Origin of the sequence: Phenylobacterium sp., assembly GCF_030697305.1 — a bacterium.
Taxonomy (GTDB): Bacteria; Pseudomonadota; Alphaproteobacteria; order Caulobacterales; family Caulobacteraceae; genus Phenylobacterium.
The window spans coordinates 1-13,356 of record NZ_JAUYQL010000005.1; the positions used below are offsets into that span (position 1 = coordinate 1).

Annotated in this window: 18 protein-coding genes; 10 read left to right on the forward strand and 8 right to left on the reverse strand. The window is 67.8% G+C overall.

From position 1 onward, the window contains the following. Positions 1–1,268, forward strand: a 1,268-nt coding sequence (locus Q8R27_RS00360; RefSeq protein WP_305697142.1) for a glycosyltransferase family 2 protein, incomplete at its 5' end; no start/stop codon positions are given. Here the strand turns inward: Q8R27_RS00360 and Q8R27_RS00365 are convergent. Continuing rightward, positions 1,265–1,708: a VanZ family protein gene (locus Q8R27_RS00365; RefSeq protein WP_305697143.1), complete on the reverse strand. Its 444-nt coding sequence runs from the start codon at positions 1,706–1,708 to the stop codon at positions 1,265–1,267. The two genes, Q8R27_RS00360 and Q8R27_RS00365, sit on opposite strands and share 4 nt — an antisense overlap. Positions 1,709–1,869: 161 nt before the next feature. Here Q8R27_RS00365 and Q8R27_RS00370 point away from each other — a divergent pair, with 161 nt between their 5' ends. Further along, complete coding sequence (locus Q8R27_RS00370) at positions 1,870–3,654, forward strand: SPOR domain-containing protein (RefSeq protein WP_305697144.1); 1,785 nt, start codon at positions 1,870–1,872, stop codon at positions 3,652–3,654. A 29-nt stretch (positions 3,655–3,683) separates the two neighbouring features. On the opposite strand, the gene Q8R27_RS00375 is transcribed toward Q8R27_RS00370, so the two are convergent. Together Q8R27_RS00375 and Q8R27_RS00380 are read right to left on the reverse strand one after the other, a co-directional pair. Continuing rightward, the gene (locus Q8R27_RS00375; protein WP_305697145.1) at positions 3,684–3,995 is read right to left on the reverse strand and encodes a hypothetical protein; all 312 of its coding nucleotides are present in this window, start codon (positions 3,993–3,995) and stop codon (positions 3,684–3,686) included. Between the two features lie 107 nt (positions 3,996–4,102). Next, entirely contained in the window at positions 4,103–4,378 is a 276-nt protein-coding gene (locus tag Q8R27_RS00380; protein WP_305697146.1) for a hypothetical protein, read from the reverse strand. Between the two features lie 121 nt (positions 4,379–4,499). Between Q8R27_RS00380 and Q8R27_RS00385 the strand changes: the two genes are divergently transcribed. The 3 genes from Q8R27_RS00385 (at position 4,500) to Q8R27_RS00395 (ending at position 6,380) form a co-directional block, all read left to right on the forward strand. Then, on the forward strand, positions 4,500–4,823 hold the full coding sequence (locus Q8R27_RS00385; RefSeq protein WP_305697147.1) for an NIPSNAP family protein: 324 nt from the start codon (positions 4,500–4,502) through the stop codon (positions 4,821–4,823). A 21-nt stretch (positions 4,824–4,844) separates the two neighbouring features. Beyond that, positions 4,845–5,516 (forward strand): TetR/AcrR family transcriptional regulator, encoded by a 672-nt coding sequence (locus Q8R27_RS00390; RefSeq protein ID WP_305697148.1) that lies wholly within the window; start codon positions 4,845–4,847, stop codon positions 5,514–5,516. 105 nt (positions 5,517–5,621) lie between these two features. Continuing rightward, positions 5,622–6,380 carry a short-chain dehydrogenase/reductase gene (locus Q8R27_RS00395; protein ID WP_305697149.1) on the forward strand — a complete coding sequence of 253 codons (759 nt, stop codon included), beginning with the start codon at positions 5,622–5,624 and terminating at the stop codon, positions 6,378–6,380. 24 nt (positions 6,381–6,404) lie between these two features. Here Q8R27_RS00395 and Q8R27_RS00400 read toward each other — a convergent pair whose 3' ends face one another. The 3 genes from Q8R27_RS00400 to Q8R27_RS00410 all read right to left on the reverse strand — a co-directional run bounded on the left by Q8R27_RS00400 (position 6,405) and on the right by Q8R27_RS00410 (position 9,341). After that, positions 6,405–7,946, reverse strand: coding sequence for an acyl-CoA synthetase (locus tag Q8R27_RS00400; RefSeq protein ID WP_305697150.1), 1,542 nt, complete (start codon positions 7,944–7,946; stop codon positions 6,405–6,407). A 71-nt stretch (positions 7,947–8,017) separates the two neighbouring features. Continuing rightward, complete coding sequence (mmsB, locus tag Q8R27_RS00405) at positions 8,018–8,932, reverse strand: 3-hydroxyisobutyrate dehydrogenase (protein WP_305697151.1); 915 nt, start codon at positions 8,930–8,932, stop codon at positions 8,018–8,020. A 199-nt stretch (positions 8,933–9,131) separates the two neighbouring features. Continuing rightward, positions 9,132–9,341, reverse strand: coding sequence for a cold-shock protein (locus Q8R27_RS00410; RefSeq protein ID WP_305697159.1), 210 nt, complete (start codon positions 9,339–9,341; stop codon positions 9,132–9,134). Between the two features lie 260 nt (positions 9,342–9,601). Between Q8R27_RS00410 and Q8R27_RS00415 the strand changes: the two genes are divergently transcribed. Together Q8R27_RS00415 and Q8R27_RS00420 are read left to right on the forward strand one after the other, a co-directional pair. Next, entirely contained in the window at positions 9,602–9,796 is a 195-nt protein-coding gene (locus tag Q8R27_RS00415) for a hypothetical protein (protein ID WP_305697152.1), read from the forward strand. Continuing rightward, positions 9,796–10,008, forward strand: coding sequence for a hypothetical protein (locus Q8R27_RS00420; RefSeq protein ID WP_305697153.1), 213 nt, complete (start codon positions 9,796–9,798; stop codon positions 10,006–10,008). Before Q8R27_RS00415 ends, Q8R27_RS00420 begins: the two co-directional genes overlap by 1 nt. A gap of 171 nt (positions 10,009–10,179) precedes the next feature. Here the strand turns inward: Q8R27_RS00420 and Q8R27_RS00425 are convergent, their stop codons facing one another. Then, complete coding sequence (locus tag Q8R27_RS00425; protein ID WP_305697154.1) at positions 10,180–10,815, reverse strand: glutathione S-transferase family protein; 636 nt, start codon at positions 10,813–10,815, stop codon at positions 10,180–10,182. Positions 10,816–10,830: 15 nt separating this feature from the next. Continuing rightward, positions 10,831–11,028, reverse strand: a complete 198-nt coding sequence (locus tag Q8R27_RS00430) for a hypothetical protein (RefSeq protein WP_305697155.1) — start codon at positions 11,026–11,028, stop codon at positions 10,831–10,833. A 330-nt stretch (positions 11,029–11,358) separates the two neighbouring features. Between Q8R27_RS00430 and Q8R27_RS00435 the strand changes: the two genes are divergently transcribed. The 3 genes from Q8R27_RS00435 (at position 11,359) to Q8R27_RS00445 (ending at position 13,355) form a co-directional block, all read left to right on the forward strand. Further along, the gene (locus Q8R27_RS00435; RefSeq protein ID WP_305697156.1) at positions 11,359–11,565 is read left to right on the forward strand and encodes a hypothetical protein; all 207 of its coding nucleotides are present in this window, start codon (positions 11,359–11,361) and stop codon (positions 11,563–11,565) included. A gap of 116 nt (positions 11,566–11,681) precedes the next feature. After that, positions 11,682–11,825, forward strand: a complete 144-nt coding sequence (locus Q8R27_RS00440; protein WP_305697157.1) for a hypothetical protein — start codon at positions 11,682–11,684, stop codon at positions 11,823–11,825. Positions 11,826–12,035: 210 nt separating this feature from the next. After that, complete coding sequence (locus Q8R27_RS00445; protein ID WP_305697158.1) at positions 12,036–13,355, forward strand: aromatic ring-hydroxylating dioxygenase subunit alpha; 1,320 nt, start codon at positions 12,036–12,038, stop codon at positions 13,353–13,355. Position 13,356 lies beyond the last annotated feature (1 nt).

A 13,356-nucleotide genomic window follows, 5' to 3' on the forward strand; every position in this document is an offset into this window, starting at 1 on the left:
GCCGCTTCGAGCCCTACTTCAAGACCGACTGGAACGCCGAGCTGCTGCTCAGCCACAACATGGTCAGCCACCTGGGCGTCTATCGGCGCAGCCTGGTCGAGCAGGTCGGCGGCCTGCGCGAAGGATTCGAAGGCAGTCAGGACTACGATCTGGCCCTCCGCGTCGCTGAACTCACCGAACCGGCGCGCATCCTCCACATCCCGGCGGTGCTCTACCATTGGCGCCAGCAGTCGGAGATCGGTTCGTTCTCCGAACAGGCGATCGAACGCTGCGCGGTCGCCGGCCGCCGCGCCGTCGAGGAACATCTTCAGCGCACCGGCGAGACCTCCGCACACGTGGAGATCGAACCGAACGCGCCGGCCTGGGTGCATGTGCGTCGCGACTGCCCCTCGCCCGAGCCGCTGGTCTCGGTGATCGTGCCCACCCGCGACCGCGCCGAACTGCTGGAGAACTGCGTCGAGGGGCTGCTGAACCGTACGGACTACCCGGCGATCGAGCTATTGATCGTCGACAACGGCAGCGTCGAGCCGGCCACCCACGCGCTGTTCGAGCGGCTTCAGCAGGACCCACGGGTCCGCATCCTGCCGCAGCCCGGTCCCTTCAACTATTCGGCGCTGAACAACGCGGCCGCTGCCCAGGCGCGGGGCGACATCCTGCTGCTGCTCAACAACGACATCGAGGTGATCGAGCCCGGCTGGCTGCGCGAGATGGTCGCCCACGCGGTGCGGCCACACGTCGGCGCGGTGGGCGCGCGGCTGCTGTATGGCGACGGGCGGGTGCAGCATGGCGGGGTGATCCTGGGCGTCGGCGGCACGCCGCCGGTGGCCGGACACCTGTATGTCGGGGCGCCTCGGGCGGACACCGGCTACTTCGGCCACCTGAGGTTGACCCGCAACGTCTCGGCGGTCACCGCGGCCTGCATGGCGCTGCGCCGTGAGGTGTTCGAAGAAGTCGGCGGGCTGGATGCGGAAAACCTGGCGGTGGCGTTCAACGACGTCGACCTGTGCCTGAAGATCCGCGAGCGCGGCTACAGCATCGTCTGGACGCCACGGGCCGAGCTGTTCCACCTGGAGTCGGCTTCACGCGGCCTGGACACCCGACCGGAGCAGGCCGAGCGCTTCCGTCGAGAGGTGATGTACATGCGCGGGCGCTGGGGCGCGGCGTTGGACGACGATCCGTTCTACGGCCCCAACTTCGACCGCATGCATGGCGACTACCGCCTGGCCGAGACGCCCAATCGGGCGCGGCCGTGGGCCGGCGCGGCCTAGCTCTTCACAAGCCCTTGGGCGGCGCGGCTCACGCGAGGCGGTTCGCCCAGGGCCAGAGCGCCCTGGCGCCGTTCGGGTTGAGCCTCGCCGCGGCTGCGGGCGCGCACCGTCTCGATGTACAGGGGCGCCAGGACGGCCAACGCCCCCAGCGCATCGGCGAAGATGTCGCCCAGCTCCGCGTCGCGGCCGGTCATCCGTTGCGCCACCTCGACCATGCAGCCCATGAAGATCGCCAGCACGGTCAGGTCGACGCGACGGCGGGTCGGGAAGGCCAGGAACAGCAGGCTGTTCAGGCCGTAGAAGGCGATGAAGTGGGCCGCCTTGTCCCACGGGACCAGCGCCTGCTCGACGCCCTGGAATGGCCCCACCATGCCGATCGCGCACGCCGCGGCCGCCGCCCCGAAGAGGAATTTGGCTGCGGCGATCAGGGAACGATCCATCGGCGCATCATCGCCGCGCGCCGTGAAAACATCATTGACGGCCGCCCGCCGATTGACACGATCGCTTCGCGCGCGGATTCCGGCGGCGGAACCTCGTTCCTCTTTCTTAAGGCGCCGTAACGATAGTGGCGCCCGTCAGTTCGTCAGCGGGAGCCCGAGCGGTGCGTCACAGATTGAAGATCGCCGCGGGCGCCGCAGCCTTGTGGTCGAGCGCCGCGACCGGTGGCCTGGCGCAGCCTTCCGATTTCCCCGCCGCTTTGGACGTACGCAGCCTGACTGCCTGGATCGGCGCGAACACCTCCTTGCCCACCGCGACCATTGTCTCGGTCGGCGCCAACAGCATCATCGGCCTGCGTTCGGCGGTCCTGGCCGGCCCGGATCGACCCGGCGTCTACCACGCCCAGATCTGGTCCGAGGTGATCAGTCGGCCGGCGGCGGCGGCCGGCGGTTACATGTCTTGGTCGGCGGACATCGATGTCGATTGCCAGAGCCGTCGCAGCAAGGCGACACGGATTCAGAACTACCCCCTGCGAAATCTGGGCGGCGTCTCACGCGAGCTTCCGGGGTCTCCCGACTGGGTGTCGCCGACCGTGGGCACCCAGCTCTACAGCCTGATCGCCTCGGTCTGCGACCCGAACTACAAGCGCCCGCTCAGCGCCACTAAGATCGCGGCCGCCCCGCCCGCGCCGGACGTCCCGCAGGCCGCCCCCGCCGCGCCTCCAGCCCCTGTCGTGTTCGCAGCCCAACCGCCAAAGCCCGCGCCCGTCGCCGTCGCGCCGAAGCCGATCGTGGTCGCCGAAGCGCCAAAGCCGGCCCCGGTCGTCGCGCCCTCCGCGCCGATCGTCATCGCCCGCGCCGAACCGCCCGCCGTCCCCCCGCCGTCGCTGCCGTCGGCGCGCGTCGAGGCTGCGCCGAAGCCCGTTGCGGCTCCTGCACCCGTACCGATCCCGACGCCCGCCCCTGCGCCTATCGCCGTCGTTGAGCCCGCGCCCGCGCCGATCGTCACGACCGCGCCACAGCCGGTGATCGTCGCCACCGCCGAACCCCGCCGCCTCACCCCGCCCCCGGCGCCCGAGCCCGTCGCCCCAGTCGAAGCGCGCGCCGAGCCCGCTGCGGCCCCGACGCCGACGCCAGTTCCGACGCCGGCCGTGGTCGCGGAAGCGCCTCCTCCCCCGGCGGCTGCCCCGCCTGAACCGATGATCGTCGCGACCGCCGAGCCGGCGCCTCCGACCGCCAGGCCCTACCAACCCATTCCGGAGCCCCTCCCCGAACCAGCGCCGACGCCCAGGCCCGAACCGGCCATGGATCCCGAACCGTCCGTCGTGGCGGAAGCCGCGCCACCCGCACCTGAACCCACGCCCGAACCCGAAGTAGCGCCTGAACCCGAGCCCGCGCCCGTCACAGCGCCTGTGATCGCCGCCAAGGCCGATCCCGCCCCGCAGCCGCCGCGTGAGTACGCCAGACCGCCGTCCGCTGAACCTGACGCGTCGTCCGCCGTGCGGCCGCCTGCGACGCTCGCCGTCGCGCCGCCGGCTGCGGCGCCTGCGGTGCTCGCAGCCGCGAACCCGCCGGCGGCGGCGCGGGTCTACGCGAGGCCGCCGTCGGCCGAGCCCTATCTGCCGTCTGAAACCGAAGTCGCGACGGCCTCGCCTTCGCCTTCTGCGTCCGAGGCCTCCACGGGACGGGCCGGCGACGTGGCGGTGCAGATCAGCGCCGCCACCACGCCCGCTCTGGCGCGTCGCGAGATCGCTCGTGTGCAGGCCAGATTCGCGTCGGCCGGCCGCCTGTCGAACACGGTCACTGAGGCTGTGGTCGGAGGGCGCACGGTCCACCGGGCCCTGTTCTACGGCTTCTCCAGCCGCAACGGCGCAGCCGCCTGGTGCGACACGCTGCAGAGCAGTGGCCAGGCCTGCTTCGTGCGCCGCGATTTCAACGGCGCGCGCTGAAGCGCAGGAAGGCGGCGTGGATGTCAGGGCTACGGATTGATCAATCGGTTCGAGGCGCTGACCACCAGCCAGAGCACCAGCAGCGCTATGGCCACCAGCCATAGGGCGACGACGATCACCTCGATGGCGCGACGCCGGGAGTAGGTGATGTCCTGGATCCAGCGCTTAAGGCGATTGCGCGAGCGCGCGCGCCCCGGCGTTGAGCGCTCCCCACGTCTCGGCTGGGGCGGCGCGCGTCGCGGACCGATCTCGCCGCGATAGAACGACAACCCGCCAAGCAGGCCGGCCGAATAGGCCAGGCCGGCGATGATCAGCAGTCGCCATAGCGGTGAGATATCCATCGGCGCCCCAAGGTGCGTCGCCGGCCTCCACGGTTGTGGCTCGCCGACCCCCTTGCGGGAAGCTGCCTGAGGGCCGCCGCGCGCGCCAGCCCCGTTTGCGTGTGAGCCTAGTCTGCGATCTCGAAAAAGCAGGTTGCGTCGCCCGCGGTCATCGCGGTGACGGTGATCCTGCGCTGGCGTCCGTCGGCCAACGACAGCGTGCCATAGCCCGCCTTGAACGCCGCCGTGGCGATCTCCGGCGTGGTTTTCAGCGCCCCGCGCAGGCGCGGTGCGAGTGACTGGAGGTTCTGGGCGTTACCGGTCAGCTCATATTGGATCGGGCCGATGAATCCGCTGAACTTCAGTTCACCCTCGCCCGTGATGGTGTCCTGCGCCTTACGCACGTTTCGAATGTGTTTTCCTCCGGCTGTGACATCGATTCAACGGTCGCGGCGCGAATTCGATCCGGTCCGTGGGTGCGAGACGAGGCCTTGACCTTGTTGCTCCGGGTGACGAGCATCCGCCATGATCTACGAATTGAGGATATACGAACCCGTCGAGGGGCGCACGGAGGCCCTGCGTGATCGGCTGCTCAATCGCGCTATGCCGATGATGCCCGACCACAGGATCGAAGTGGTGGCGGCATTCACCCCGACTCCCGACGATGGCCGAGTCGTCTACCTTTGCCGGTTCGAGGACGAGGATGCCCGCGCGGCGGCCTGGGCCGCCTTCGCCGCCGATCCGCGATGGAAATCCCTTCGTGAGGAGACCGAAGTCGACGGCCCTCTGATCAAGACTATGGCCTCGACCTTGATGCGCTCCGCCCTCCCCGGCGCGGAAAAGTTCTGAGCCGCTCTGGAGATGCGTGTAGTGCAGAAGACCGACCGCTCCCACACGGCCGCAACGCCGGCCAGGCCGAAAACGCTGCGGCGACGTCGCGAGTTGCTGGTGGTGGTCTACGACTGCATCGCCCAGTACGGCATCGACGGCGTCAGCATGCGCCAGATCGCAGAGGCGGCGAAGATCAGCACGGGGACGATCAACTATCACTTCGGGAACAAGCACAATCTGATCATCGCCGCGCTCGAGGCCGCCTACCGCCTTCCACACGATTGGGAGAGCTACCGCGGATCGCCGCTGGGTCAGCTCAAGCGCCTGGTCGCCGGCCATGTGCTCCACAAGCATACGCACGAGCGCTTCTGGAGGTTCTGGCTGAACTACGTCGCCCATTCCGGCCGTGACGAGGAGATGCGCCGCCACCTCGAGGAACGCGACGCCCGCCAGCAGAAGTTCTGGACCGCGCTGGTCCGCGACGGTGTCGCGGCTGGCGAGTTACGCGTTGATATCGATCCCGAACGCACCGCCGAGCGCCTGCAATTGATCGCCCATGGCCTCGTGGTGCGCCAGGTCCAGGCGCCGGGCGCCGCGGCCCGCGTACGGGCGCGTGAGGTGCTGGAGGAATTCTTCGCCGAGATCGTGGCGCCGAACGCCGCACAACCGGCCGTAACCGCGTCTGCGCCTTCCGTAGCGAAATGCATCTGATAAGGGTGAGCGCGAGCTGACGGCGAAACAGCGCCGGCCGCACTGAAGCCAACGGCGCGAGCCACTCGCCGCGCGCCCAAGAAAAACACAGGGAGAAGCCAGGACATGGATCTGGATCTGAAGGGAAAGCGCGCGCTGGTCAGCGGCGCGTCCAAGGGCATCGGCAGGGCGGTCGCCACCCTGTTGGCCGAAGAAGGCTGCGACGTGATCCTGGTGTCGCGCGACGCAGCCCTGCTGGGTGAAGCCGCCGACGACATCCGCGGCCGCGCCCAGGTCAATGTGCAGGTGATCGCCGCCGACCTATCCAAGCAATCGGAAGTCGAGCGCGTGGCCAAGGAAGCCGGCGACCTCGACATCCTGGTCAACAACGCCGGCGCGATCCCCGGCGGCGATCTGCAGACCGTCGACAACGACACCTGGCGTCACGCCTGGGACCTGAAGGTCTTCGGCTACATCGGCCTGTCGCGGGCGCTGTATCCCGGCCTCGCGCGCCGCAAGGGCGTGGTGGTCAATGTTATCGGTGGCGCGGGCGAAACCTTCCCGGCGGGCTATATCGCCGGCGCCGCCGGCAACGCCTCGCTGATGGCCTTCACCAAGTCGCTCGGCAAGGGCGCGTCGAAGGACGGCGTGCGGGTCGTGGCGATCAACCCGGGCCCAGTGGCCACCGATCGCCTGGTCACTCTGCGCAAGACCGCGGCGCGCGAACAGTTCGGCGACGAAAGCCGCTGGCAGGAGCTCAACAAGGGCATGCCGTACGGACGCCCCGCCGAGCCGGTCGAGATCGCCAACGCGGTGGCCTTCCTGGCCTCGCCGCGCTCGGCCTACACCAACGCGGCGATCCTGACGATCGACGGCGGCGGCTAGGATCGCCGGGGTTTCGGGGCGGCGCTAGATGCGCCGCTCCATCCCCGCCCAGAACGGCTCGCGCAGCTTGCGCTTGAAGATCTTCCCTGAGTCCTCGCGCGGGAGCTCGACTGAGAAATCCACCCGCTTGGGCACCTTGTAGCCAGCGACGCGCTCGCGCAGGAAGGCCCGCACATCGGCCTCGCTTAGACCGGCTTCCGGGTGGGGCTGGACGACGGCGTGGATCGCCTCGCCCCATTCCTCGTCCGGCACGCCGAACACCGCGCAGTCGACGACGCCCGGCATCTTGTGCAGTTCGGCCTCGATTTCCGCGGGATAGATGTTCACCCCGCCCGAGATGATCATGTCCTTGGAGCGGTCGCACAGATACAGGAAGCCGTCCTCGTCGAAGTAGCCGATGTCGCCCGGGGCGATCAGGCCGATCTTTTCGGAGTCCTTCCGCTTCTGGTCGTCGCCTTGATAGGTGAAATCGGTGATGCCGGGCGTCCGCGCCAGCACCTCGCCGACCTCGCGCGGCGCCAGGTCGTTGCCCGCCTCATCGACGACCTTGACCACCGATTCCGGAAACGCGCGGCCTACAGTGCCCGGGTGCGCCAACCATTCCTCGGCGTCGCAATAGGCGACCATGCTGATCTCGGTGGTGCCGTAGTATTCGCAGATTACCGGGCCCCACCAGTCGATCATCTGGCGCTTCACCTGCGGCGGACACGGCGCGGCGGCGTGGACCACATAGACCAGCGAGGACACGTCATACTTGGCGCGCACCGCGTCGGGCAGCTTCAGCAGCCGGTTGAACATGATCGGCACCATGTGCAGGTGCGTGACCTTGCGTGTCTCGATCAGCTTCAGCAGGTCTTCGGCGTCGAAGCGAGGCTGCAGGATCACTGTGCCGCCCAGGCGCGCCGCGGTGCTCGAATAGGACACCGGCGCGGCGTGATACATCGGGCCGGTCAGCACCGTAACGATCTGGCTGGGATCAGGCGCCGCGCCGAATCCGAAACCGCGCATGAACAGGCTGCGCTGGGTGGCCGCCTGGCTCGGCGTCGGCGCGAAGCGGCGCACGCCCTTCGGCCGCCCCGTCGTGCCGGAGGTGTAGATGATAGTGGTCGGCGCTTCGTGGGGAGGCTTGGTCCAGGGCTCAAAGCTGGAGACCCAGGATTCCCATTCGATCATCCCGGCCGGAACCTCGGCGTCGGCCGGCGAGACGCCATAAGCCGCGCAGACCTCGGGCGGGGTGCGCACCACGATCACCGTGGCGTCGGCCGGGAGCGCCGAGCGCAACGGGCCCAGCAGGTCGGCGTGGATGACGATCACCCGGGCCTGTGAATTCTCGAACAAATAGCGGGCTTCGTCCTCGGTGTAGTGCCAGTTCACTGCCACCGGATACGCGCCGATCGCGCCTGCCCCGCCCTGGGCTTCGAAGAAGACGATGTCGTTGCGCATGTAGAGGGCGACGGTGTCGCCGGCCTTCACGCCGATGGAATCGAGGCCCGTCGCCACGCGCGCGGCGCGTTCGTCCAGTTGCTCGGTGGTGATGTGGCGCTCGCCACTCCAGATCTCGCCCATTGGCGTTCCCTACCCTTGGTTTTGGTCGTCTGGCGCACCAGCCCCAGAGGCTTTTTCCGCGTTTCGATCGATCAGGCGCCGGGAACCTCGCCCAGGCGGCCACGCAGCATCTGCAGGATCGCCGAGAAATCCTTGCCGCCGCCGCCCAGACGGTCGAACAGGGCGTAGAGACCTTCGGCCTGGGCGCCCAGAGGCGTCGCCGCGCCTGCGGCCGCAGCGGCCTCCTGCGCAAGCTTCAGATCCTTGAGCATCATCGCCGTGGCGAAGCCGCCCTCGTAATTGCGGTTGGCCGGCGAGGTCGGCACCGCGCCGGGCCAGGGGCTGTAGGTGGTCAGCGACCAGCACTGGCCCGACGATTGCGAGGCAATGTCGAAGAACTTCTGCGGATCGAGGCCGAGCCGTTCCGCCAACGCATAGGCCTCGCAGACGCCGATCATCGAAATGCCCAGCAGCATGTTGTTGCAGATCTTCGCCGCCTGGCCCGCGCCATGGTCGCCGGCGCGGATAACCGCGCGCGCCATCGGCTGGACCGCCGCCTCGACCTCGGCGAAATCGGGCTCGAGGCAGCCCACCATGAACGCCAGCGTGCCAGCGTCCGCGGCCGTCGAGCCGCCCGACACCGGCGCGTCGGCGAAGCGGAAGCCCGCCTGCGTCGCCTGGGCGGCCACGGCGCGGGCGCTTTCCACATCGATAGTCGAGCAGTCGACCAGCAGCGCGCTTTTGGGTGCGTTCGGCAGGATCTGTTCGGCGTAGACGCTGCGCACGTGCGGCCCGGCCGGCAGCATGGTGATCACCACGTCGGCCTCGGCGACAGCCTCAGCCACGGTCGAGGCCGGCTTGCAGCCGCCCGCCGCCGCCCGGTCGCGGGCAGCGGCCGACAGGTCGAACGCTGACACGGTGCGCCCGGCCTTCGCCTGGTTGGCGGCCATGCCCCCGCCCATGTTGCCCAAGCCTATGAAGGCGACGCGCAGTGGCGAACCGGACATGCAAGCTCTCTCCCTTGGGGCGAGGCGGCCGCACTGGCGCCGCCCTCGTTGTCTGACACCTTCGCATCGCCCAATCGCCGGCCGTGATCAAGCGCCGCGAAGCCGGTTGCGCGACGGCGAGGCTCGAACCTGCTCCCGAAAACAGCAGGCCGGCGCAAGGCCGGCCTGGACGTCGTCAATCAGGAGGTCGCGAAACCCGTCAGTCGGACTGCAGTTGACCGGCCGAGGACTTGCCGCTGCGCTGGTCGCGTTCAAGTTCGTAGCTGAGCTTCTGGCCCTCGAACAAGGAGGGCAAGCCGGAACGTTCGACGGCGGAGATGTGCACGAACACGTCGGGGCCGCCCTCATCAGGCTGGATGAAGCCGAAGCCCTTTTGGCCGTTGAACCATTTGACGATGCCGGTGGTCATGTTTGGATTCCCATCTTCGGGACTGAATATCCGCAGCGCCACAATCGGCGCGCAGTTAAATTTTCGCAGGAAGGCCACGGTCAGTTCCGAAAATCGCCGCCGGGAGCGCGTGCGGAAAACAGCCGAACCAAGTCGATATCTGATGAGGGAGCAGGTCATGTCTTGGCGGGGTGGGCAACTAATTTCCCCGATCGCTTAAGCACGAGCGGGGTTTGCTGCGCCAATTCGGACATCCCGCGCAAGACGTGCTAAGAGAGAGGATGAACAGGTATCAAGCCCGTGACACCGACGGGGTGTGGACGATCGTCGATCGACTGACCCGCGAGACCATGCCGTCCGCCGAGGCCGGCCCTTCGAAAGCCAGCGCCGTGGCTCTGGCCATGCTGCTCAACACGCTCGACGATCAGCAGCAGTGGCGCGCCCAGGCCGCGCAGCACCCCACGGCGGTGGCCTGATGGCCCGCGTGCTGGTGGCTTGCGCCCAGGACGGGCGCGTGGTGCATACGGGACATCACATGACGGCTGCTCAGTTCGAGGCCGCCAACGCCCGCTACGCCTTTCGTTGCTCCGCCTGCGGCGACATCCATCACTGGGTGCGCGCCGAAGCCTGGATCGAACCCGCGCGGGTGGTGCGCGCTGCGACCGCGGCGCCCGCCGAGGCGGAATAGGCGCAGGCGCACGGCGCTTGGGCGGGCCGTCGCAAGCTGCGGGCCAAGGGAATACGCCGATGACCAATCCACAACGCGACAAGTGGCTCGGCCGCCTGCTGATCATCACGCTCGGCCTGTTGGTCGCGGCCTATTTCGTGCCGTCGCTGCTGCCGCGCTGATCTGCGATCGTCAGACCAGGGCGATCGGCTGGCCGGGCTCGGCCTGTCCCATCGCCCGCTGATAGGCCGGCCGCTCGCTGATCCGCCGCAGCCAGGCGCGCAGATTCGGATAGGGCGTCAGGTCGCGCGGCTCGAACAGCCGGCTGGGCCTCAGTGGGAACAGCATGATCACGTCGGCTGCGGTCAGTTCGTCGCCGGCGAAGTAGGGGGCCTGTCCCAGCCGCGCCTCGACCATCGCCAGCCCCCGCTCGGACCGCGTCGGGATCGCCGGGATCGGCGCCCCCGCGGGCCGCGCCGCAGCCGCCATCCGGTCGCTCATGATCGCCGGCATCAGCGAGCCGTTGGCGTAATGCAGCCAGAACAGATAGCTGGCGAATTCCGGATGATCGGGCGCGCGCGCCATCCGACCCTCGCCGTATTTGGCGATGATGTACTCGATGATCGCGCCTGACTCGCTCAGCGTCAGGTCGCCGTCGGTGATCACCGGCGCGGTGCCGGCAGGATGGATCGCCCGGTATTCCGCCGGCGCAGCCCGCGTCACCGGATCGCGCACGTACAACTTCAACGCATAGGGAACCCCCAGCTCCTCACAGAGCCAGACGATGCGCTCGGATTGCGACACGCCCAGATGGTGGATAGTCAGCATGCCGAGTGGACTAGCCTAGTCAGCGGCGGGCGTCATGAACTCATCGCGGGGGAACAGGTCTCGGTTGAGGTCCGTCAGTCCCGTGCGATCGAACTCTGGGCCGTAGAAGGTCGGTTGAACGGTCGCGAACATTTCGACGTAGCTCTGCAGCAACTCCACAGAAGCGCTGCCGTAGTGCGCGACGCTGAACGGCTGCTGCAAGCGGCGGGTCATCGCGGCCGCATCCCATGTGATCGGCTCATTGCTGCCGATCAGCATGGAAACGGAAGAACAGCCCATAGGCTAAGGCGCGTAGGCCCCCACGCCGACTTAAGGTCATTCAATGATTCTCCCAGGCGCACTTAGGCACGGTTCATCCCAATAGCGGGCGATAAAGCTTCGCCCTGTGCTGCGCTCAGGCGCGTCGCGGGTTAGGGTGACTGGCGACGACTATTGAGGCAGCCAGCCCGGTTCCTGATCAACAATCTCTCGCATGGAGAAGTTTGGCGGCTCACGCGCTCGTCGCGCTTGCCGCATTAGGGCGGCGGCCGAAAGCTTGGGGTCATGAGCGGACCCTGCGCACGATTGCTGGAGATCATCGCCCGACTTGAGGATGAGAAGGGCGGCGCGCCCTTGCGCAGGGTGCAGGAGCAGTACGGCCCGGGCTTCGACGACGCCTGGGTTTACGCGCGTCACCGCTTCTACCTGCAGAATGGCGGCGACCCGCAGTCCCTGAAGCTCAGTCAGGTCGGGCGGCTGGCGCTGGACTGAGGGGTGCGCCAGTCGGTCGCAGGCTTAGTTAACATCTCGTTAACGGTTTGGGCGAAACCTGCACGTGGGAATGGGGGCGTTTCCAATCTGGGCCGTCCATGACCGATGTCCGTCAAATGTCCCCCTGGGGCGCCCTGCCTCGCCGCCAGCCGCGCCTGGGTCGCCAGGGGCGGCCACGCTTGGTGACGCTGCTCGCGCTTCCCACCCTCTGCCTGCTGGGCGCAGCCGCGGCCTACGCCACCGTCTTCCAGATGCACTGAGGCCTGCCCGCACCCACGCCCCGCTCCGACTGCAGGACACCCACCTCTAGCGTGGCTTGCGCCTGATCGGAGTCGATTGCGTCCCGGCGGAGGCTGCTCTAAGCGTCCGCTTCCGGCTAGATTCAGATATGCGCACGTGGTGCAATTAGGGTGAAACCCGCTACGGCTTCAACTTGCTTGGAGTGAGCGTAACCTTGCGAGGAACGAGCTATGAAGGACGGCCACAACGCAGCCGAATACATAGTCGAGGATAAGGAAGCGGGCCTATTTCGCATCCATCGCGACGCCTTCGTCGACCAGGCTGTCTTCGAACGCGAGCGGGCGATGATCTTTGACCGTTCCTGGCTGTTCGCGGGTCACACATCGGAATTTCCGAACCCCGGCGATTTCGTCACCCGCAGCGTCGCCGGACGGCCGATGATCCTGGTACGCAGTGATGACGGCGAGTTCCGTGCTCTGCTCAACACCTGCCGCCACCGCGGCAACCTAGTCTGCCGTGAGTCCAAGGGCTCGGGCGCGGAGGTCTTCCGCTGCTTCTATCATGGCTGGATCTACAACACGCGCGGAGAGCTCAAGGGCATTCCCGGCGAGGAAGCCTACAGCGAAGCGTTCGATCGTGAATCGCTCGGCCTGGAGCCGGCGCCGCGGATGCACAACCACCGCGGCTGCATCTTCGTCAGCTTCGATCCCGACATCGAAAGCTTCGAAGACTACATGGGCGACGCGCTGGCGGTGTTCAACAACACGCTGGACCTGGGCGATCTGGAGTTCACCGAGGGCCAGTACAAATATTCGATGCGAGCCAACTGGAAGCTGATCGTCGAGAACAGCATGGACGGCTACCACGGAGCCGCGACGCACGAGCGCTACTTCACCCATTTCATCCCGGCCATGGGGCTGTCGGATTCCGTGAAGCCCGCCGGCGCGGAGCCCACGCCCGGGGTTCCCCTGGCCTTCGCCCACGGCGGCACCCAGACGCTGCGCAACGGCCATGTGACCATCGCCATGCCGTCGAGCGAGCGCACGGGGAACCGCAGCTCCACCTTCCTGGAGAAATACCACGCCGCGGCGCTGGCGGAATTCCGCAACGGCCTGGTGCATGTTCATGGCGAGGCCAAGGCGCGGATGGTCGAGGGCGGCGCGGGCAACTACCTGATCTTCCCCAACCTGGTGGTCATCGACGGATGGCGGGTCTTCCGCTCCTTCTATCCCCTCAGCCCCGACTACATGGAGATCAGCGGCTGGGCCTTGATGCCCAAGGAAGACAGTCCCGAACTGCGCGCCGCCAGGCTCGAGTGGTACCTGGGCTTCCAGGGTCCCGGGGGCTTCGCGACGCCGGACGATGTCGAGGCCCTGGAGGGCTGCCAGGCGGCTTTCGCCACCCGCAAGGAGGTGGAGTGGTCCGACATCTCACGCGGGATGAAGGCGACCGGCCCCGGAGGGACGGGCGAACTACAGATGCGCAGTTTCTGGCGCGAATGGAACGCGCGGATGACCACCGGCGGCCATGCTGAAAGCTGGGACGACTAGG

Coding starts and splice junctions, on each gene's coding strand:
- Q8R27_RS00365 (WP_305697143.1), bottom strand. CDS start 1,708: ATGGATCGTTCCCTGATCGCCGCAGCCAAATTCCTCTTCGGGGCGGCG.
- Q8R27_RS00375 (WP_305697145.1), bottom strand. CDS start 3,995: ATGGATATCTCACCGCTATGGCGACTGCTGATCATCGCCGGCCTGGCC.
- Q8R27_RS00385 (WP_305697147.1), top strand. CDS start 4,500: ATGATCTACGAATTGAGGATATACGAACCCGTCGAGGGGCGCACGGAG.
- Q8R27_RS00395 (WP_305697149.1), top strand. CDS start 5,622: ATGGATCTGGATCTGAAGGGAAAGCGCGCGCTGGTCAGCGGCGCGTCC.
- Q8R27_RS00400 (WP_305697150.1), bottom strand. CDS start 7,946: ATGGGCGAGATCTGGAGTGGCGAGCGCCACATCACCACCGAGCAACTG.
- mmsB (WP_305697151.1), bottom strand. CDS start 8,932: ATGTCCGGTTCGCCACTGCGCGTCGCCTTCATAGGCTTGGGCAACATG.
- Q8R27_RS00410 (WP_305697159.1), bottom strand. CDS start 9,341: ATGACCACCGGCATCGTCAAATGGTTCAACGGCCAAAAGGGCTTCGGC.
- Q8R27_RS00415 (WP_305697152.1), top strand. CDS start 9,602: ATGAACAGGTATCAAGCCCGTGACACCGACGGGGTGTGGACGATCGTC.
- Q8R27_RS00420 (WP_305697153.1), top strand. CDS start 9,796: ATGGCCCGCGTGCTGGTGGCTTGCGCCCAGGACGGGCGCGTGGTGCAT.
- Q8R27_RS00425 (WP_305697154.1), bottom strand. CDS start 10,815: ATGCTGACTATCCACCATCTGGGCGTGTCGCAATCCGAGCGCATCGTC.
- Q8R27_RS00430 (WP_305697155.1), bottom strand. CDS start 11,028: ATGACCCGCCGCTTGCAGCAGCCGTTCAGCGTCGCGCACTACGGCAGC.
- Q8R27_RS00435 (WP_305697156.1), top strand. CDS start 11,359: ATGAGCGGACCCTGCGCACGATTGCTGGAGATCATCGCCCGACTTGAG.
- Q8R27_RS00440 (WP_305697157.1), top strand. CDS start 11,682: ATGTCCCCCTGGGGCGCCCTGCCTCGCCGCCAGCCGCGCCTGGGTCGC.
- Q8R27_RS00445 (WP_305697158.1), top strand. CDS start 12,036: ATGAAGGACGGCCACAACGCAGCCGAATACATAGTCGAGGATAAGGAA.